The 20,680-nt window shown below is 43.6% G+C and carries 17 protein-coding genes; 9 read left to right on the top strand and 8 right to left on the bottom strand.

Annotated elements, in window-relative coordinates:
* Positions 1–40 precede the first annotated feature (40 nt).
* Positions 41–580 (bottom strand): replication initiation negative regulator SeqA, encoded by a 540-nt coding sequence (gene seqA / locus F0229_RS17865; protein WP_017061953.1) that lies wholly within the window; start codon positions 578–580, stop codon positions 41–43.
* A 93-nt stretch (positions 581–673) separates the two neighbouring features.
* On the opposite strand from seqA, the gene F0229_RS17860 reads away from it, so the two are divergent.
* The 3 genes from F0229_RS17860 to fldA all read left to right on the top strand — a co-directional run bounded on the left by F0229_RS17860 (position 674) and on the right by fldA (position 2,354).
* Positions 674–1,435 (top strand): alpha/beta fold hydrolase, encoded by a 762-nt coding sequence (locus F0229_RS17860; protein ID WP_017061954.1) that lies wholly within the window; start codon positions 674–676, stop codon positions 1,433–1,435.
* Between the two features lie 108 nt (positions 1,436–1,543).
* Positions 1,544–1,762 (top strand): DUF2788 domain-containing protein, encoded by a 219-nt coding sequence (locus F0229_RS17855; RefSeq protein ID WP_004737900.1) that lies wholly within the window; start codon positions 1,544–1,546, stop codon positions 1,760–1,762.
* A gap of 58 nt (positions 1,763–1,820) precedes the next feature.
* Positions 1,821–2,354 (top strand): flavodoxin FldA, encoded by a 534-nt coding sequence (fldA, locus tag F0229_RS17850; protein WP_010436745.1) that lies wholly within the window; start codon positions 1,821–1,823, stop codon positions 2,352–2,354.
* A 96-nt stretch (positions 2,355–2,450) separates the two neighbouring features.
* Here the strand turns inward: fldA and F0229_RS17845 are convergent, their stop codons facing one another.
* On the bottom strand, positions 2,451–2,957 hold the full coding sequence (locus tag F0229_RS17845) for a DUF4442 domain-containing protein (protein WP_017061955.1): 507 nt from the start codon (positions 2,955–2,957) through the stop codon (positions 2,451–2,453).
* Positions 2,958–3,164: 207 nt separating this feature from the next.
* On the opposite strand from F0229_RS17845, the gene fcrX reads away from it, so the two are divergent.
* A complete protein-coding gene (gene fcrX / locus F0229_RS17840) occupies positions 3,165–3,611 on the top strand; it encodes a ferric iron uptake transcriptional regulator FcrX (RefSeq protein WP_017061956.1) in 447 nt (148 codons plus the stop codon).
* A 161-nt stretch (positions 3,612–3,772) separates the two neighbouring features.
* On the opposite strand, the gene glnS is transcribed toward fcrX, so the two are convergent.
* Positions 3,773–5,440, bottom strand: coding sequence for a glutamine--tRNA ligase (gene glnS / locus F0229_RS17835; protein ID WP_017063407.1), 1,668 nt, complete (start codon positions 5,438–5,440; stop codon positions 3,773–3,775).
* A 299-nt stretch (positions 5,441–5,739) separates the two neighbouring features.
* Complete coding sequence (gene nagE / locus F0229_RS17830) at positions 5,740–7,290, bottom strand: N-acetylglucosamine-specific PTS transporter subunit IIBC (protein WP_032545860.1); 1,551 nt, start codon at positions 7,288–7,290, stop codon at positions 5,740–5,742.
* A gap of 475 nt (positions 7,291–7,765) precedes the next feature.
* Here nagE and nagA point away from each other — a divergent pair, with 475 nt between their 5' ends.
* From nagA to asnB, 4 genes are all read left to right on the top strand, one after another.
* A complete protein-coding gene (gene nagA / locus F0229_RS17825; RefSeq protein ID WP_017062193.1) occupies positions 7,766–8,902 on the top strand; it encodes an N-acetylglucosamine-6-phosphate deacetylase in 1,137 nt (378 codons plus the stop codon).
* Positions 8,903–8,904: 2 nt separating this feature from the next.
* Positions 8,905–10,119, top strand: a complete 1,215-nt coding sequence (locus F0229_RS17820; RefSeq protein WP_017062194.1) for an ROK family protein — start codon at positions 8,905–8,907, stop codon at positions 10,117–10,119.
* Positions 10,120–10,202: 83 nt separating this feature from the next.
* The gene (locus tag F0229_RS17815) at positions 10,203–11,789 is read left to right on the top strand and encodes a cation:proton antiporter family protein (protein WP_017062195.1); all 1,587 of its coding nucleotides are present in this window, start codon (positions 10,203–10,205) and stop codon (positions 11,787–11,789) included.
* 235 nt (positions 11,790–12,024) lie between these two features.
* Positions 12,025–13,695 carry an asparagine synthase B gene (gene asnB / locus F0229_RS17810; RefSeq protein ID WP_017062196.1) on the top strand — a complete coding sequence of 557 codons (1,671 nt, stop codon included), beginning with the start codon at positions 12,025–12,027 and terminating at the stop codon, positions 13,693–13,695.
* Positions 13,696–13,774: 79 nt separating this feature from the next.
* Here asnB and rfaH read toward each other — a convergent pair whose 3' ends face one another.
* Positions 13,775–14,281, bottom strand: coding sequence for a transcription/translation regulatory transformer protein RfaH (gene rfaH, locus F0229_RS17805; RefSeq protein WP_017062197.1), 507 nt, complete (start codon positions 14,279–14,281; stop codon positions 13,775–13,777).
* Between the two features lie 501 nt (positions 14,282–14,782).
* Between rfaH and F0229_RS17800 the strand changes: the two genes are divergently transcribed.
* The gene (locus F0229_RS17800) at positions 14,783–16,168 is read left to right on the top strand and encodes a peptide MFS transporter (RefSeq protein ID WP_171733379.1); all 1,386 of its coding nucleotides are present in this window, start codon (positions 14,783–14,785) and stop codon (positions 16,166–16,168) included.
* Positions 16,169–16,258: 90 nt separating this feature from the next.
* On the opposite strand, the gene hemH is transcribed toward F0229_RS17800, so the two are convergent.
* From hemH to htpG, 3 genes are all read right to left on the bottom strand, one after another.
* On the bottom strand, positions 16,259–17,221 hold the full coding sequence (gene hemH, locus F0229_RS17795) for a ferrochelatase (RefSeq protein ID WP_171733378.1): 963 nt from the start codon (positions 17,219–17,221) through the stop codon (positions 16,259–16,261).
* 277 nt (positions 17,222–17,498) lie between these two features.
* A complete protein-coding gene (gene adk, locus F0229_RS17790; protein WP_017062200.1) occupies positions 17,499–18,143 on the bottom strand; it encodes an adenylate kinase in 645 nt (214 codons plus the stop codon).
* Between the two features lie 389 nt (positions 18,144–18,532).
* Positions 18,533–20,437: a molecular chaperone HtpG gene (gene htpG / locus F0229_RS17785; RefSeq protein ID WP_171733377.1), complete on the bottom strand. Its 1,905-nt coding sequence runs from the start codon at positions 20,435–20,437 to the stop codon at positions 18,533–18,535.
* Between the last annotated feature and the right edge of the window lie 243 nt (positions 20,438–20,680).

Genomic DNA, 20,680 nt, shown 5'->3' with positions numbered 1-20,680 from the left:
TTCTTATCCATGGATATTATGAGGTTTAAATCAGATTTCGTTAAATTGAACCTGTTACTTTTTCTATCAATTCTGCTTGGAAATTCATGCGGCTCATAAGCTGCTCAACCATCTGTCTTTTTCGGCTTGTATTGTTATTAGTAATAACCCAAAAAGGACTTTGTGGAATAGCTTTAGGCTTAGTCGTGTTGCCGTTTGCTAGCAACGTCGCTTCGTTATCTGCAAAGTAAACGCGCTTACGGCCTTTTACTTGAGTTGCTTCTGAAAAGCTTAAAGGGTCGATTTTATGCAGTGTTGATAACACAAGCATGAAACGATCAATGGCTTTCTTTAGTGATGCAAACTCATCTGATATTAGTAGTGAGCGCATTTCTTTAACGCCATCGAACTTCTCTGGAGTAAAGCCTACCTCTTTGCTAACAACGATACCTTTTGGCTCAACGATCTCTTCGATCGGAGCCATGCCTTGGCTATCAACCTGTAACAAGCGGCGCAGAATATCTGAAGCGCTTTCGCCAATACGTTCTGTCTGACCCGCAATAAAACGGTATAGGTCCTCATCAACCTCAATTGTTTTCATTCGCTTTTCACAATCTCAATGTTTAAACTCTGGGGGATTATAGCGAGATCCGCGCGGATACTCTACGTCAAACCCACCATGAATAAGATAAAAATGTCAGTACAGCTCAACTATAAAATTGAAGGTGAGGGTCACACCATTGTTTTGATCCATGGATTATTCGGTAATCTGGACAACCTTGGCTTGCTCGCTAGGGATCTAAAAGCCGATCATCAGGTACTTAGTATCGATCTCCGCAACCACGGTCAATCCTTCCATAGTGACACTCATAACTATCAAGCGATGGCACAAGACGTGGCTCAACTGCTGCATGATCTTAAGTCAGAAGACGTCACTGTGATTGGTCACTCGATGGGTGGCAAAGTAGCGATGGCACTGACACAACATCTTGCGCTGCATAAATTGATTGTCTTGGATATGGCTCCGGTCGCGTACACTCAGAGTCGCCACGACAACGTATTCGCAGGCCTGCAAGCCGTGATAGAAGAAGAGCCGACTTCACGCTCAGATGCACTCAAGGTTCTCGCAAAACATATCGAGATCGATGGCGTTCGCCAGTTTTTAACCAAATCTTTGTTCAAAACAGAGCAAGGCATCATGGAATGGCGCTTCAATGTTGCTTCGTTATTGAGCAACTACCCACATATTATTGGTTGGGAACCGATCGAGAAAACCTCGGTCAAAACCTTGCTCATTAAAGGTGGGGATTCAGATTACCTCACCGCAGAACATCAAGCAGCCGTTCAGCAGCAATTTTCTAACGCAAAAGCGCATGTCATTGCCAACACAGGTCACTGGCTGCATGCTGAAAAACCAGCAGAAGTACTTAGAGCAATTAGAAAATTCATCGCTTAACTGCGCTTTTTCGTGCAGATAAATGAGAGCTGTGTAATTACTGCAGATTAACTTTATCTCACAACAGTGATATAGTGCGCCCAAGCAAAATTGGTATATAAGGTTCCCATGCTTTACGACTACATGAACATCATCGAATCTGTTGGTTTAGATCTCCTGTTTGCCGCGATTTTCTTTTTAATCGGTATGGCAATTAAGGACGTTCTCAAGCAGGGAAATGTTCCTCCATTTGGTCGTCGCATCGTATGGTTAGTACTTTTCCTTGGCTGTGCGGGTTTTATCGCCAAAGGGATAATCCAACTAAGCTGGGAAGGAACTGGGATCTAACGATTCTCTTCCGAACTTTATTACACCGACAACAGACAAAATGAAAGGTAATGATTCTATGGCAAGTGTAGGTCTCTTCTTTGGTAGCGATACAGGTAACACTGAAGCTGTTGCTAAGATGATTCAAAAGCAATTGAGCAAACAGCTCGTTCACGTTCAAGACATTGCAAAAAGCAGCAAAGAAGATATCGATAACTTCGATCTACTGCTGCTTGGTATCCCTACGTGGTACTACGGCGAAGCACAATGTGATTGGGATGACTTTTTCCCAGAGCTAGAAGCTATTGATTTCTCAACTAAGCTTGTTGCTATCTTTGGTTGTGGCGACCAAGAAGATTACGCAGAATACTTCTGTGATGCTATGGGTACTATCCGTGACATCGTTGAAGCGAAAGGCGGTACTATCCTAGGTCACACATCAACTGAAGGCTACGAATTCGAAGCATCGAAAGGTTTAGTTGAAGGCGATGACAGCCAATTCGTTGGCCTATGTATCGATGAAGACCGTCAACCTGAGCTAACTGATGAGCGCGTATCTAACTGGGTTAAACAAATCCACGAAGAGATGTGCCTAGCAGAGCTAGAAGACTAATTCTCTAGTGGTTGTTAATTGTTACAGTTAATAACCATTATGTAGATATGAAAAAACCTCCTTATAGGAGGTTTTTTGCTATTTAAAATCTATTAATTAGCACTCAGCCTCTAATGCTTCATCATCATCTCTAAATTGCGGCTTCTTTCTTACATAGAGGGTGCGTTGAATTTCTGAAACCACATTACCCTGCTTATCTTTCACGTGAATAATAAATTCGGGGAAGCACTTTTCACCGAGTTGCGTCTGACGATAGATATCGTCAAGCTGCCCTTGCCTTATCTCAAAATCTGCATACAAGTCCGATTGCCCCGGCTTGATGAAGTTAATGCTCGCTTCTTTATCCCAAACATAATATCGTTCACCTAAAATTCCCATTAACATCAATGAGTAAACGGGATCGGTAAGAGAAAAGATACTGCCGCCATATTGAGTACGATTGGCGTTCTTATTCCACCAGCGTAGCTTAAGTACTGTCTTAACAACCCTAAAGTCAGTGCTAATGTGGGCTATTCGAATACCCGCTCCCCAAAAGGGAGGCCAAATATTAAGAGCAAATTTTACAATGTTGGGTTTATATATTTTTGCGAGTTGCTTATTCATAACAACATTCCATGTTCATATCAGAAACACCGTCACCTTGACTGGTCGTACCTCCACTATAAGTGAGATACTTCCAATTTACAAAACAGATTGTGATGTCAGTAAGTAACCCTTTGAAGTTCGTGGTTTATTGTTATGCCTGACTAAACTATAATGGTATTAATATTGAATTCTGTTAATTGCTGCAGATCATCAACAGGAAAGTATATGTCAGACAATAATCAAGCGCTAAAAGATGCAGGTCTTAAAGTGACCCTTCCACGGCTCAAAATTTTAGAAGTATTACAACAGCCAGACTGCCAACATATTAGTGCTGAAGATTTATATAAGAAGCTTATCGACCTAGGTGAAGAAATCGGTCTTGCAACCGTTTATCGAGTACTTAACCAATTCGATGACGCTGGCATTGTAACTCGTCACCACTTCGAAGGCGGCAAGTCTGTATTTGAACTTTCTACACAGCACCACCACGACCACCTTGTATGTTTAGATTGTGGCGAAGTGATCGAATTCTCTGATGACATCATCGAAGAAAGACAGAAAGAGATTGCTCAGCGTTACAACGTGCAACTAACAAACCACAGTTTGTACTTGTACGGCAAAAGCATTAACGGAGATTGCAAAGGCAATCCAGACGCGCATAAAGCGAAGTAGTAATACAGAACGCTGGCTTAGGCCGGCGTTTTTTATATGGTCACTACATAAGACGATTAATCGCAACTTATTCTATAATTGACGACTTTATTCAGATACAAAAAACCGGCTCTAAGCCGGTTTTTTATTGGGTCGTTTTTAACAAACTAAATACTCAAGCATTAAGCTTCAGTTTTACCCCATGTGTCACGTAGACCAACCGTGCGGTTGAAGACTAGTGCATCTGCTTTAGAGTCTTTCGAATCCACACAGAAGTAACCTGTACGTTCAAACTGGTACGCTTGCTCTGCCACACCTTCTGCTAAGCTAGGTTCAACAAAACCATTTAGCGTAACAAGTGATTCAGGGTTTAGCGTTGCAGCGAAGTCATCAGCAGCGGCTGGGTTTGGCACTGTGAATAGACGATCGTACAAACGAATCTCAGCAGGCAGTGCTTTATCAGCAGATACCCAGTGGATAACGCCTTTCACTTTGCGGCCATCTGCAGGGTTCTTACCCAATGTTTCATTGTCGTAAGAACAGAAGATAGTCGTAATGTTGCCTTCTGCATCTTTTTCGATACGTTCAGCTTTGATCACGTAAGCACCACGCAGGCGAACTTCTTTACCTAGAACCAAACGCTTGTACTTTTTGTTTGCTTCTTCACGGAAGTCATCACGCTCAATCCAAACTTCACGTGTAAATGGTACTTCACGAGTGCCCATTTCTGGCTTGTTTGGGTGATTTGCAACCGTTAACGTTTCTACTGTATCTGCTTCGTAGTTTTCGATAACGATCTTAACTGGATCCAGAACAGCCATTGCACGAGGTGCATTTTCGTTCAGATCATCACGGATGCAAGATTCAAGTGAACCGAACTCAATCATGTTCTCTTGCTTAGTTACACCAATACGCTTACAGAATTCACGAATCGAGCTTGAAGTAAAACCACGACGACGTAGGCCAGAAATAGTAGGCATGCGTGGGTCATCCCAACCTTGAACTAGGTTTTCAACCACAAGTTGGTTCAACTTACGCTTAGACATCACTGTATATTCAAGATTCAGGCGGCTAAACTCGTACTGACGAGGTTGGCAGTCAATCGTGATGTTATCTAGAACCCAATCGTACAAACGACGGTTATCTTGGAATTCAAGCGTACAGATAGAGTGCGTAATACCTTCCAGCGCATCAGAGATACAGTGAGTAAAGTCGTACATTGGGTAAATGCACCACTTGTCAGCCGTTTGATGGTGGTGAGCAAAACGAACACGGTAGATAACAGGATCGCGCATAACCATGAACGAAGAGCTCATGTCGATCTTAGCACGTAGACACGCTTTACCTTCTTCAAAGCCACCGTCACGCATTTTTTCAAACAACGCTAGGTTCTCTTCAGGGCTGCGGTCACGGTATGGGCTCGCTTTACCAGGCTCTTTTAGCGTGCCACGGTACTCACGGATTTGATCAGGACTTAGCTCGTCAACATACGCTAAGCCTTTATTAATTAATTCCACAGCATAAGCGTAAAGCGTATCGAAGTAGTTTGATGAGTAACAAATATCACCAGACCATTCGAAGCCTAACCAGCTTACATCATTCTTAATTGACTCAACGTATTCAACGTCTTCTTTTTCAGGGTTTGTATCATCGAAACGAAGATTACATTGTCCCTGGTAGTCCTGAGCAATACCAAAGTTCAAGCAAATAGATTTAGCGTGACCAATGTGCAGGTAGCCATTTGGCTCCGGCGGGAAACGAGTATGCACGCTACTGTGTGTACCATCCGCTAAATCTTTATCAATAATTTGGCGAATGAAATTCGATGGACGAGCCTCAGCTTCACTCATCTATAGCACCTCTATGTATTTAGTATTGTCAGAGAAAGTTATCTTTCGTCCCCAAGAAAACGGTCGCTTATAGCGCCAGTCAAAGATAGAAAGATCATTGTTGCTAATCATCCACAATTCTTAGCCTTTGCACAATAAGAACCGTCCGTTAATTGCGATTATTTCTGCTATTCGATGAAGAATAGAACGAACCGTGTTCGCTGGTCTTAAACTGCAGGCACAAAAAAGCCTCCCGTGTGGGAGGCTTTCAATTTGACACTTACTTAAGAGTAACTTTACGTCTTAATTAAGTACTTCCCTTACTGTGGAAGTTTTACATCAGATAGGTCTTCGCCTGCACCAATAGCTTTCATTTCGCCAGCTACGATTTCAGCTAGTGGGCCTAGGATAACCTGTAGGTTGTTTTCACCTAGTTTAACCACACCTTTAGCACCAAGTTTCTTAAGAACAACTTCATCTGCAACAGAGCGGTCTTTAAGAGTTAGACGTAGACGAGTGATACAAGCGTCGATTGAAGTTAGGTTGTCGTGACCACCTAGAGCTTTCAGGTATTGACGTGCAAGGTCGCCCTTTGGTGCTTCGCCAGCAGGAGCTGCAACAGCTTCGTCATCATCTTCACGACCTGGCGATTTCAAGTTGAAAGCGCGGATTGCGAAAGAGAAAGTGAAGAAGTATAGAGCACCGAAGCCAAGACCGATTAGTAGTAGTACGAATGGTTTAGTTGCTAGACCCCAGTTCAATACGAAGTCGATAAGACCAGCAGAGAAACCGAAACCGTGCAGAGTACCAAACATGTTAGCAACTACTAGAGACAAACCTGTAAATACAGCGTGCATTGCGTATAGAGCAGGAGCTAGGAATACGAACATGAATTCTAGCGGCTCTGTGATACCTGTTAGGAATGAACAGAATGCAACTGAGAATAGTGCACCACCAACTTGGCTACGTTTTTCAGCAGGAGCAGCTAGGTACATTGCAAGTGCAGCACCTGGTAGACCGAACATCATTACTGGGAAGAAACCGTTCATGAATACGCCAGCGCCTTTATCGCCGCCGAAGAAACGGTGTAGGTCGCCAGATTTAACTGTTTCAGTTACTTCTTTAACAGTTGCAACAATTTCTGGGTTAACTGAGTTAGCAAATTCAAATGTGTACTCTTGACCAACAACTAAAGTTTTAGCTAGTGCTGGGTCAACACAAAGTTGAGAGAAGCCTTCTGCAGCAACTACGATCTCTTGACAAGAGCCCATACCGAACCAGAAGTACGAGTTCAGTACATGGTGTAGACCTACTGGGATAAGTGCACGGTTAAGAGTACCGTAAACAAATTGACCGATAGCGCCAGACGTTGAAACTGCGTGAGCAAGTGCATCTAGACCAGATTGAACAGCAGGCCATACAACACCAAAGATTGCGCCAGCAACTAGAGCAAATAGACCAGCCATAATAGGAACTAGACGTTTGCCAGAGAAGAATGCTAGCCACTCTGGAAGACGAGTCGCGTGGAATGCATTGTAAGAGTGACCTGCGATGATACCTGCAAAGATACCGCCGAAGAATGACATATTTACACTAGCATCGATGTTTGTTGCGGTTGCTGTCAGAACAAAGTAAGCAACTGCACCAGCAAGACCTGCTGCGCCGTTACCGTCTTTAGAAAGACCAATAGCTATACCCAAACCAAACAATAATGGTAGTTGACTGAAGATTGCGTTACCAGCAGATGCCATGAATGCGATATCGAGTAAGTCTGGTTGACCCAGACGTAGCAGCAATGCCGCAATCGGAAGCGTTGCGATTGGTAGCATTAACGCCTTACCAAGCTTCTGCGCATATCCTAGAATATTCACCAGTTGTTTCCCCCTATAGGATTTTTTAGAATTCGTTTGAGAAACTTATTTTAGTCGCTCAATTTAGTCCTATTCAGTGTATTCAATTAATTTTGCCCCGCAAATTAAAACCTTACCATTTGTGATCCTAATCACCAGTTTTTACCAAATCCAGAGGTTTTTGCTAGCGAGATCATAAAACTTATTTTATCATTCAAAAAAATGGACATTTATGGATAAAATCCAAATCTAATCATTAGGCAAAAAGATGGTAACTCCGGGCTTATAGAGCACCGTGAATAATCATTATTGATGGACCTAAATGTATAATAAAAATCAATTGTTCATATATTTTTCAACAACTTAAATCGCTTCTCATTTTGAAGCCGTTTGCCCATAAAAGATAAATCGTTACGTAAATGATGCTCGCAAACTAAGTCCGCATTTAGGTAACGAACGAATTTAAAAGATCTCACGAAATAAGGATTAGCTGACTATGTACGCGCTAAGTAACTGTAAAATTTACACTGGTAGTGATGTTCTAACCGATCATGCTGTTGTAATCGAAAACGAACTGATCAAAAAAGTCTGTCCTATCTCTGAATTGCCAGAAGGAATCGAGCTTCGCGACCTAGACGGAGCAAACCTAAGCCCAGGTTTCATTGACCTACAACTGAATGGTTGTGGCGGTGTAATGCTTAACGATGAGATCACTGCAGAAACCATGCAGATCATGCACAAAGCAAACCTGAAATCTGGCTGTACTAGCTTCCTACCAACGCTTATCACCTCTTCAGACGAAGATATGCGTGCGGTTATTACGGCAGCTCGTGAATACCATAACCAGTACCAAAACCAATCTTTAGGTCTGCACCTTGAAGGCCCTTACCTAAACGTTGCGAAAAAAGGCATCCATAGCGTCGATCACATTCGTAAATCTGACAACGAAATGATTGAGCTTATCTGTGAGAACCGTGACCTTGTTGCAAAAGTAACATTGGCTCCAGAGCTTAACGACCCTGAACACATCGAACGCCTGCACAAAGCTGGCGTTGTCGTTTCTATCGGCCACACCAACGCAACTTACGCAGAAGCGCGTCAAGGTTTCGAATCTGGTATCACGTTCGCCACTCACCTGTTCAATGCAATGACGCCGATGGTTGGTCGTGAGCCTGGCGTTGTTGGCGCGATTTACGATACTCCTGAGGTTTACGCTGGCATTATTGCCGACGGCTTCCACGTTGATTACGCAAACATCAGAATTGCGCATAAAATCAAGGGAGAAAAGTTGGTATTAGTGACGGATGCCACAGCTCCTGCAGGTGCTGACATGGAATACTTTATTTTTGTCGGTAAGAAAGTATATTACCGTGATGGTAAGTGTGTTGATGAAAACGGCACACTGGGCGGCTCAGCTCTGACTATGATTGAAGCAGTTCAGAATACAGTTGAGCACGCTGGTATCGCTTTAGACGAAGCTCTTCGCATGGCTACGCTATACCCAGCTACGGCTATCGGTGTAGAAAGCAAGCTAGGTCGAATCAAAAAAGGCATGGTTGCAAACCTAGCTGTATTTGACCGAGACTTTAACGTTAAAGCGACTGTTGTTAACGGACAATACGAGCACAATTAAGTATGAATGGCGGACAAATAGGTAACGTAGACTTAGTTAAACAACTAAACAGTGCGGCGGTATACCGACTTATAGACCAACAGGGGCCTATCAGTCGTATACAAGTGGCTGATGTAAGCCAACTCGCACCGGCAAGTGTTACAAAAATTACCCGCCAACTTTTAGAGCGCGGCCTAATTAAAGAGGTTGCGCAGCAAGCGTCTACTGGCGGTAGACGCGCTATCTCCCTAACCACAGAAGTAGAGCCTTTTCATTCTGTTGCTGTGCGTTTGGGTCGAGACTACATTCAAATAAGCCTGCATGACCTTGGTGGTCGTGAATTGGCTTTCCAACAGCAAGACCTGAATTATTCAGACCAATCAGACCTTACCCAAGGCTTGGTCAATAACCTCAAAGCTTTCATTGCTGAGCATCAACCAAAGATCGATCAACTGATTGCTATTGGTGTCACGCTTCCAGGCTTGGTTAACCCAACGACCGGTGTTGTTGAGTACATGCCGAATACCGACATCGATAACCTCGCATTAAGCGACATTATTCGCGATACATTCCATGTTGCTTGTTTTGTTGGTAACGATGTTCGTGGAATGGCGCTTGCTGAGCACTACTTCGGTGCAAGTAAAGATAGCCAAGATTCTATTTTGGTCAGTGTTCACCGTGGTACAGGTGCAGGTATTATCGTTAATGGTCAGGTTTTCCTAGGTCATAACCGTAATGTGGGTGAAATTGGTCATATCCAAATTGATCCGCTAGGCGAGCAATGCCAATGTGGTAACTTCGGCTGTCTTGAAACAGTAGCGGCAAACCCAGCTATCGTTGAACGCGTGCAGAAGCTGATTAAACAAGGCTATGAGTCTTCTTTAACAGAGCTTGAGCATATTACGATTCAAGACGTTTGTGACCACGCGATTAATGGTGATGAGCTAGCCAAGCAAAGCTTAGTTCGAGTAGGAAACCAGTTAGGTAAGGCTATCGCGATGACGATTAACTTATTTAACCCTCAAAAAGTTATCATTGCTGGTGATATTACCAAGGCACAAGAGATTGTTTTTCCTGCAATTAAGCGCAATGTAGAGAATCAGTCGTTAACGACTTTCCATAGCGGCCTGCCTATTGTAGCATCACAGATCGATAAACATCCTACGATGGGAGCTTTTGCTATGATTAAGCGCGCCATGCTTAACGGCGTGTTACTGCAGAAGCTTCTCGAAGACTAGAGAAAACAATTCTGATTTTCCGCGGGCCGTGTTTGTATAAACACGGCCCGTTTTTTTAAGCTAGGGAACTACAACAACAAGTTATGGAACTTATATTAATATCCACTGCGTTTATCGCAGGATTTATTGCTTTAAAGTGTCACCTTCCCCCATTAGTTGGTTTTTTGGTTGCAGGCTTTGGGCTTTTTGCCTTTGGCTTTGAAACCAATGACACCATCATTACTTTAGCTGACCTTGGTGTCACGCTGCTTCTATTTACTATCGGCTTAAAGCTCGATATCAAAACCCTACTCTCTAAAGAGATCTGGGCTGGCGCGACAATCCACAACCTTTTGTCCACTCTGTTTTTCGCCGTCGCCCTGTTTGGCTTTAAGTTCTTAGGTATTTCATCGCTAGCTGCCATGTCGGTAGAACAGATCGTTCTGCTCGGTTTTGCTCTTTCATTCTCTAGTACTGTATTTGCGGTTAAGACTCTGCAAGAGAAAGGCGAAATGAATGCGACCTACGGAACGTTAGCGATTGGTATCTTGGTCATGCAGGATATCTTCGCCGTAGTATTCTTAACGGCTTCTACGGGCAAAATACCTGAGTGGTATGCAATTGCTCTGTTTGCCCTCCCCTTATTACGCCCACTGTTCTACAAAGTGCTCGATTGGGTTGGTCACGGTGAGATGCTGGTTCTTTCCGGCATCTTCTTCGCATTAGTCGTCGGTGCTGGTTTATTCCATTTGGTTGGTGTGAAACCAGATTTGGGGGCTCTTGTTCTAGGTATGTTACTTGCTGGTCACCCAAAAGCCTCAGAATTATCAAAGTCGCTGTTTAACCTTAAAGAACTTTTCCTTGTCTGTTTCTTCTTGAATATTGGTCTGTCAGAGCAACCAACCATTCAAGGCTTTATGCTCGCAATCTTGTTCTTGCTGATGCTGCCAGTGAAAGGTGTTCTCTACTTCTTGGTACTCAACCGCTTCAAGTTCCGTGTTCGAACGTCTCTACTTGCCTCGCTATCACTGTTTAACTATAGCGAGTTTGGCCTCATCGTTGGTGGTCTCGCCTTCAAGATGGGTTGGATGTCGGGTGATATCTTAGTTGCCGTTGCCATTGCAGTTTCACTGTCTTTTCTAATCGCTGCTCCTTTAAACCGAGCTGGTCATAAGCTTTATCAGCAGTCAGGTAAATGGCTAAAAGAGCATGCGTCAGAAAAGCTTCACCGACGTGATAAGCGAATTGACCCTGGTCGTGCCCAAGTGCTTATTCTAGGTATGGGCCGAATTGGTACCGGTGCTTATGACGAATTACGTACTCGCTATGGCAAGGTCAGCCTAGGTGTAGAAGTGCGTGAAGAAGCCGCGCACAACCACAGAAGCCAAGGCAGAAACGTGATTTCTGGCGACGCGACTGACCCAGATTTCTGGGAGCGAATTCTAGATACAGCAAACGTAAAGCTGGTGATTTTGGCAATGCCTCACCACCAAGGTAATCAAACCGCTTTAGAACAATTAAAGTCACGTAACTTTAAAGGCCAAATTGCGGCTATTGCTGAATATCCCGATCAACTCGAAACACTGAAAGAGAATGGCGTTGATGCGGCATTTAACATTTACAGCGAGGCTGGTAGTGGTTTTGCTCGCCACGTTTGCGAACAGTTAAATCCAAATATCAATAAAATCTAGTATTAGACAGTGTTCAACTAAACCTCTCAAAACTGCCTATTTTTCGCACTTTTGAGAGGTTTTTGTTTAAAAAACCAACCGCAATTAAACATCACACACCAAAAGCACATAAAAATTAGATAATTTCTAACAGAACACCCTTTATATTATTTTTTTGCTCACATCCGGTTGCTTTTTTTAGCCAGAATGGCAAATTGAATGCAGTTGATTTGGAAATTATTTAAAAGGAAGTTCTATGTGTTCAGTATTTGGCATTCTCGACATTAAAAGTGATGCCGCAGCACTTCGCCCTATTGCTTTAGAAATGTCTAAGAAGCTTCGTCACCGTGGCCCAGACTGGTCTGGTATCTATGCTGGTGAAAAAGCAATCCTTGCTCATGAACGTCTTGCTATTGTTGGCTTGAACAGTGGTGCTCAACCACTATACAGTCAAGACAAAAAGCACATTCTTGCAGTAAACGGTGAAATTTATAACCACAAAGAACTTCGTGCACGCTATGAAGATAAGTACCAGTTCCAGACCGATTCTGACTGTGAAGTTATCCTAGCGCTATACCAAGAGATGGGTGCAGACCTTCTAGAAGAGCTTAACGGTATTTTCGCATTCGTTTTATACGACGAAGAGAAAGACGAGTACCTAGTGGGCCGCGACCATATTGGTATTATCCCGCTTTACCAAGGTTACGATGAGCACGGTAACTACTACGTGGCTTCAGAGATGAAAGCATTGGTTGAAGTATGTAAGACGATCAGTGAATTCCCTCCTGGTAGCTTCTACTCTTCGAAAGATGCAGAACCTCAACGCTACTACATCCGAGATTGGAACGAGTACGCTGCGGTACAAGGCAACAGCACAAGCAAAGAAGAACTGACTGAAGCGCTAGAAGCAGCAGTTAAACGTCAGCTAATGACTGACGTTCCTTACGGTGTACTTCTATCTGGCGGCCTTGATTCATCAATTACTTCAGCCGTCGCAAAACGCTTTGCTGCAATGCGTATCGAAGATGATGAGCAATCTGAAGCTTGGTGGCCACAACTGCACTCATTCGCTGTTGGCCTTGAAGGCGCACCAGACCTTATCGCTGCTCGTGAAGTTGCGGACAAGATCGGTACTGTGCACCACGAGATGACTTACACCATTCAGGAAGGCTTAGATGCCATCCGTGATGTTATCTACCACATCGAGACTTATGATGTAACGACGATTCGTGCATCAACGCCAATGTACTTGCTTGCTCGTAAGATCAAAGCAATGGGTATCAAAATGGTATTGTCTGGCGAAGGTGCTGATGAGATCTTTGGTGGTTACCTGTACTTCCATAAAGCGCCAAACGCGAAAGAGTTCCACGAAGAGACAGTACGTAAGCTACTTGCTCTAAGCATGTTCGACTGTGCTCGTGCAAACAAATCGCTAGCGGCATGGGGTGTTGAAGGCCGTGTACCATTCTTGGATAAAGAGTTCATCGATGTCGCAATGCGTCTAAACCCTGAAGACAAGATGTGTGGTAACGGTAAGATGGAGAAGCACATCTTGCGTGAGTGTTTTGAAGACTACCTACCAGATTCAATCGCATGGCGTCAAAAAGAGCAGTTCTCTGATGGTGTTGGCTACGATTGGATTGATACATTAAAAGCAACGGCTGAAGCAAAAGTAACGGATCAACAAATGGAAGCTGCTAAGTTCCGTTTCCCTTACAACACGCCAACAACCAAAGAAGGTTATGCTTACCGTGAAATCTTTGAGGAGCTATTCCCTCTAGAATCTGCGGCAGAGTGTGTACCTGGTGGTCCTTCAGTTGCTTGTTCATCAGCGAAAGCGATTGAGTGGGATGAGTCATTCAAAAACTGTGTCGACCCATCAGGCCGTGCAGTACAAGCCGTTCACAACGATGCTTACAACGCTTAGAGCGTTTTGAACAAATCCTAAAGACTAAAAAAGGCGCATTATGCGCCTTTTGTTTTAAGCCTATTTTTTATTACTACAGTTATGCGCGAGCTTGTAGTGCTTCGTTCTCAATACTAATTGGAACGACTTGGCTGATCATTTTCACCAGCATAATCGATCGAGCCTCACCGTCTTTCTGATCGAAAATAGCTTCAACCCCGGCAAACTGGCCACTCTGAATCTTGACTACCTGTCCAGATTCAAACTCAACACAACAATCTTCCACTTCGTTACTGCAGCACTTCTCAAACTCTTTAAGTTCAAACACCAAGTCTCCTTGGACCTCGTGCGGCAGTGAACCGAACTTAATAAAGTCCACAACGCCACGTGTTGAACGAACGGTCGTGAAGCTAGGACCTTGCTCATAATCGAAGCGAACAAAGATGTAAGACGGAAACAGCGGTTCTTTGACCTGCTTTTCTTTCCCTCTCACCACCTTTTTGACTTCTATTTGAGGGTAAAAGCACTCTACCCCCTGATTCTCTAAGTGCTGCTGAGCGCGTTTTTGATCACCACGCTTACAGTAAAGCAAATACCAACGTTTCATTTAACTAGCCATTTTATATTTTTAGATATTTTACCACATGCCTAAAACGGTTGAATCGCCATTAATAAAATGAATCGTTGCTAACGAAAAATAATGCGTAGCAGACCAATTTATCAACAAAAAGTTATAGGTGTCGGAGTGGTTAAGCATTGTACAGAGATCATTTAGAGATCAAAAGACTCATTGTTGTAAGCATATGTATACCCCACCTAATGAGCACACCACTCCCTTTAAACTCAAAATGATACACCAGAGCAATGCATCTAAAGATTTTTATTCAACACGACTTTAATAAAGGTTATTAACCAACCAGCTCAAATCTGGAAAATTAGTTTGCAGCACACTTAAAATGGGCAACATTAAAAGTAAAGATGATTAATATCAATACCTTAGCTAAACCAAGTTGTCGTAACCATAAAATACGTCTATTGCAGACTTTTATCCCACTGTGTATACATGAATGACTATAAAATCTTTTAATACCTAAAATTAGTAAAACTTATGCCAAGCAACCACAACATCTTTGGCCACCCTAGAGGCCTATTTCTACTTTTTAGCACAGAGCTATGGGAACGTTTCTCTTACTATGCGATGCGCGCCATCCTTGTCTTATTTTTGACTGACACTACCCTCAACGGTGGACTGGGTTGGTCAACGAAAGACGCACTCGATCTCTACGGTATTTACACCGGTTTAGTCTACATCACACCATTAATTGGTGGCTGGATTGCCGATAACTACCTAGGTCAGCGTAAATCAATTCTGATTGGCGGTGTATTAATGGCACTTGGCCAATTTACACTGGCTCTACCTAACGGCTTCATCGGTTTAGACCAAGTGAACGCGCTGTACCTTGGTTTAGCACTGCTAATCAGTGGTAACGGTATGTTTAAGCCGAACATCTCAACCATGGTTGGCGATCTGTACCAAGAAGGCGATAACCGCCGTGACGGTGCTTTCACCATTTTCTACATGGGCATCAACTTAGGTGCGCTGCTTGGTGGCTTAATTTCAGGTGCTGCTGTCGATTCATTCGGTTGGAAAGCAGGTTTCCTAGCCGCTGGTATTGGTATGGTTATTAGCTTGATCATGCAAGTGACAATGGCCCAGTCTTGGTTGGGCAACATCGGTTCTGTACCTGCTGCTGCAAGAGCGAAAGCACTAAACAATTCTAAAGAAAAAGCGCCACTGACCAAAGAAGAGTTCGACAGACTAAAAGTGATTCTTATCATGGGTCTGTTCGTGATTGTTTTCTGGGCGGGCTTTGAACAAGCTGGCGGCCTAATGAACATCTACACTCAACAATATACTGACCGTATGATTGGTGGCTTTGAAGTTCCTGCTGCGTGGTTCCAATCTTTGAACCCATTCTTCATCATTACACTTGCTCCAATCATTGCTGCGTTCTGGGTGAAACTGGGTAAGCGTGAACCCAACTCTCCTGTTAAGTTTGCAATGGCATTGTTCTTCTTAGCACTGGGCTTTGTGTGCATGATGGGCGCGGTAATGGAGCAAGGCGGTGACCTAACCGTGAAAACATCAATGCTATGGCTAGTCGGTGCTTTCTTCTTCCATACCCTTGGTGAGCTTTGTCTATCGCCTATTGGCCTGTCGTTGGTCACTAAGTTAGCTCCGCTTCGCCTAGCATCATTGATGATGGGTGCATGGTTTGGCTTCAATGCGGTGGCAAACTACGTGGCAGGCCTGGTCGGTTCTCACGTTGGTGAGCTTGGTGCTATGTCAATCTTCAGTGGTATTGCTATCACAGCAACGGTGAGTGCCATATTACTGCTGCTTTGTGCTGGTAAGCTTGTATCATGGATGCATGGTGTAGAAACCAACATGACGCTTGAAGCAGAACCAAAAGCAGAAACTTCGGTCGCTTAATAGCTAGATCGATTTCAAGAAGAAACATCAAGATCAAAAAGGGCTGCTCAATGAGCAGCCCTTTTGTTATCTATTCAATCGCCATATCAGTTAGCGATGAAGCGCCACTAACTCTGCCATCATATCGATGTGCGAATCTCTGTCGTTCAGACACATAATGTAGCTAAAGTCCGAACCACCAGCGTCAATGAAAGTCTCTTTACACTGGTCTGAAATCTCTTCCAACGTTTCCAAACAGTCAACCGAAAAGGCAGGTGCCATAATGTCGATCTTCTTGATGCCTTTACTCGGCAGTGATTCAAGTGTCTCGTCAGTGTATGGCTTCAACCACTCTTCTCGACCAAATCGCGATTGGTATGTCATGGTGATATCGTCCGCTGACAAACCTAACTCTGCCGCAAGCAGCTTTGTTGTCGCTTCACAATGCTGAGGGTAGATATCGCCTTCATCAGCCAGTCGCTTCGGAATACCGTGGAAAGAACACACTAAATGATCGGCTCTGCCATTTTTATCCCAATGACTGCGGACGCTTTCAGCCAATGCTTTGGCATAGCTTGGGTGCGCGTAGTAGTCGCGAATAAAGCGATAGCTCGGGATAACTGGCATCTGCTTAAAGGCTTTGGTTAAACCATCAGAAACCGCCGCTGTGGTTGTACCAGAGTACTGCGGATATAAGGGCAGTACGATGATGTCCTCAACGCCCTGCTCCATCAGTTGCTCAACACCAGTCTTTAGGCTTGGGTTGCCATAGGTCATACCCAGTGCAACAGGCATCTCTAGCTTCTTCTGGAGCTTTTCAGCTTGTCTTTGAGAGTACACAAGCAGTGGTGAGCCTTCATCCATCCAGACAGACTGATACAGCTTAGCAACTTTAGGCGAGCGAATCGGTAAAATCACCCCATGTAATATAGGACACCAAAGCCAACGCGTTAGGTTTACAACTCGCTTGTCGTGTAAGAATTCACTCAAAAATCGACGAACGCCAGCGGGGGTCGCCGAATCTGGAGTTCCTAAGTTCACCAGTAAAACACCCTGCTTTTTATTATTTTCCATAGATACCTGAGACCAATATGTGATTTTCTGGAAAGTAATATACTAATCTGCATAAGTTTAAGATCATTGCGCCTCAATGAAAGTCTGAATAATCACTCTTCATATGAGATACACAACATCCACTCTCAATTGCTAGCCACTGCCATCGGGTCTGAACCGTTCTGAATCATGTGCAATCAAATTATCTAGATTGGTATCGTACTAAAAATTGAAACAAAAAAAGCGACCCTTAAGGTCGCTTCCAATATATCAAATTCTAAAACTGGCTGTTAGCCAATTATGCTAGTGCTTTCTCAAGTTCTGCACTAACTTCAGCAACTTGCTTAGTACCATCAAACTTAAGGTACTGAGTGTTGCCTGCTTCAGCTTCTTTACCGTAGTAAGAGATTAGCGGAGCTGTTTGATCGTGGTATACACCTAGACGTGCACGAACTGTTTCTTCTTTGTCGTCATCACGTACCACTAGGTCTTCACCCGTTACGTCATCTTTACCTTCTTCTTTAGGCGGATTGTACACAGTGTGGTATGTACGACCAGAAGGAAGGTGAGCACGACGACCAGCCATACGCTCAACAATCACATCGTCAGCTACGTCAAATTCAACAACGTAATCAACAGCGATGCCCATTTCTTTTAGGCCATCAGCTTGTGGGATTGTGCGTGGGAAACCGTCTAGTAGGAAACCTTTCTCACAGTCATCTTGAGCGATACGCTCTTTGATAAGACCAAGGATAATTTCATCAGAAACTAGCTGACCAGCGTCGATTACTGATTTTGCTTGCTTACCAAGCTCAGTACCCGCTTTGATAGCAGCACGTAGCATGTCACCAGTTGAAATTTGAGGGATACCAAATTTGTTCATGATGAAGTTAGCTTGAGTACCTTTACCCGCGCCAGGAGCACCTAGAAGAATGATGCGCATGTTTAATCCTCTTATAAAATTATGATTTATACCGAAGCTCACTATCCCTCCATTCTTGCTCATTTTTAGGATGAACAGAAAGCGTTAAGTAACCATTGAGGCTAAGCAAAACTGTGAACAGAAGCAAAACGGTAAGTTTCGGTATAACGTTTAAAAATCATACAACTGGAGATAGTCGCTTCTTAGCCCCAGCTGATTAGGTCGAGCATTCTATCACATTAATATTCAATTTGGCTGAATTTACGACTAAAGAATGCATCGACAACATTTGTTGTGACGATAACGGTGACGTTGACCACGTTAGGTCAATTTTCAACGACGTTCATAAAAAAAAGCCCGCATTTGCGAGCTTTTTATTGTAATTGTTGGCTTAACCTAAAGTCGAAAGACTAACGCTTTGTTAGTAGCTCGTTGATTGCACCCAAGAATTGTGACGGATCTTCCATTGAGCCCTTTTCAGCCAGCATCGCTTGACCTAGTAGCAACTCAACCCAACGACCAAACGCTTGCTCGTCTGCTTCGTCAGCCATCTGTTTAACCAGTGCGTGCTCAGGGTTAATCTCGAAGATGTACTTCACTTCCGGTGCCGCTTGACCCGCAGCTTCAAGAAGCTTCGCCATTTGCGTGCCCATTTCGAAGTCGTCAGTCACAACAACCGCAGGTGTTGTTGCTAGCTTGAAGGTCGTACGAACTTCTTTAACACGACCACCTAGGTAAGATTGAGTGCGCTCTACAACAGATTTGAACTCTTCTTCTGTCTCTTTTTGCTTCTCTTTCTCTTCTTCACCTTCAAACTTGCTTAGATCTAAGCCAGCCTTTGTGATCGATTGGAACTGTTTGCCGTCGAAATCGGTTAAGTAGTTCATTACGTACTCATCGATGCGATCGTACATCAGCACCACTTCAATACCTTTTGCTTTAAACTGCTCCAAGTGCGGGCTGTTTTTAGCTGCTGCGTAGCTATCTGCTGTTAGGTAGTAAATCTTATCTTGGCCTTCTTTCATACGCTCAACGTAAGATGCTAGGCTGATTGTCTGGTCTGCAGAATCAACTTCTGTAGACGCGAAACGAAGAAGACCTGCGATCTTCTCTTTGTTTGCCATGTCTTCCGCTGGGCCTTCTTTCATTACAAGGCCAAACTCTTTCCAGAATTCTAGGTACTTTTCGTTGTCATTTTTCGCCATGCGCTCAAGCATTGTAAGTACACGCTTAGTACATGCACCACGAAGAGACTGAGTAACCTTGTTATCTTGAAGGATTTCACGCGATACGTTCAGTGGTAGATCGTTTGAGTCAATCAGACCGCGTACGAAACGCATGTAAGATGGCATGAACTGCTCTGCGTCATCCATGATGAATACACGCTGTACATAAAGTTTCAAGCCGCTCTTGTGGTCACGGTTCATCATATCCCAAGGTGCTTTTGCTGGGATGTAAAGCAGGCTTGTGTAATCGTTCTTACCTTCAACCTTGTTGTGGCTCCAGGTTAGTGGATCAGCAAAGTCGTGAGATACATGTTTGTAAAACTCTTGGTACTCTTCTTTCTCAATGTCTGACTTGTTACGAGTCCAAAGCGCTTGAGCTTTGTTAATCTGTTCCCAATGTTTCTCTTCGGTGTCTTTACCTTCGTCATCTTTAACCGCAGTTAAGATAGAAACAGGAATACCGATGTGGTCAGAATATTTACCAATCACTTCACGCAGACGCCACTCATTTAAGAACTCTTTACCGTCTTCACGCATGTGCAGAACGATGTCAGTACCACGAGACTCTTTAGTGATGTCTTCGATTGTGTAATCGCCTTCACCTGCAGAGTGCCACTGAACAGCTTCATTGTTCGGTAGGCCAGCTGCACGTGTGCGAACCGTTACCGCGTCTGCGACGATGAATGCAGAATAGAAACCCACACCAAATTGACCAATCAGTTGAGAGTCTTTGCTTTGGTCTTCAGACAGCTTTGAGAAAAAGTCTGCAGTGCCTGACTTAGCAATCGTACCTAAATGCTCAATAACGTTGTCGCGGCTCATACCGATACCGTTATCAGAAATGGTTAACGTGTTTGCTTCCGCGTTGAAAGAAAGTTTTACACCTAGATCTGCATCACCTTGGTAAAGGTCACCGTTCGATAGAGCTTGAAAACGAAGCTTATCAGCCGCGTCAGATGCGTTAGAGATCAGCTCACGTAGAAAGATTTCTTTATTTGAATACAGTGAGTGAATCATTAGATGAAGTAGTTGTTTTACTTCAGATTGAAAGCCACGAGTCTCTTTATTTTGCGTTGCCGTTTCGCTCATTTTTACTCCAAAACATCTATACTTTATGTTGAATAATCATAGGGGCGTAACACTTGATGCCACTCTTCTGTTCATTAACATGAGGATGACAAATGTAAATTCAAGGTCAAAAATCATAAAAACACTGTTTTTTTTATCTGTTTTTATTATCCTTGAGCCTGATAAATATAAAAGAACATAAAATAAGCCATGATTTGGTGAAGAATTAACGGAACTTCACCTGAGATTTGTCTATTTCGCCCC

Origin of the sequence: Vibrio sp. AIC-3 (genome assembly GCF_013114515.1) — a bacterium.
Classification (GTDB): domain Bacteria; phylum Pseudomonadota; class Gammaproteobacteria; order Enterobacterales; family Vibrionaceae; genus Vibrio; species Vibrio crassostreae_C.
The sequence above is the reverse complement of the archived record's forward strand: the minus strand, read 5'-3'. Positions and strand labels throughout refer to the sequence as shown.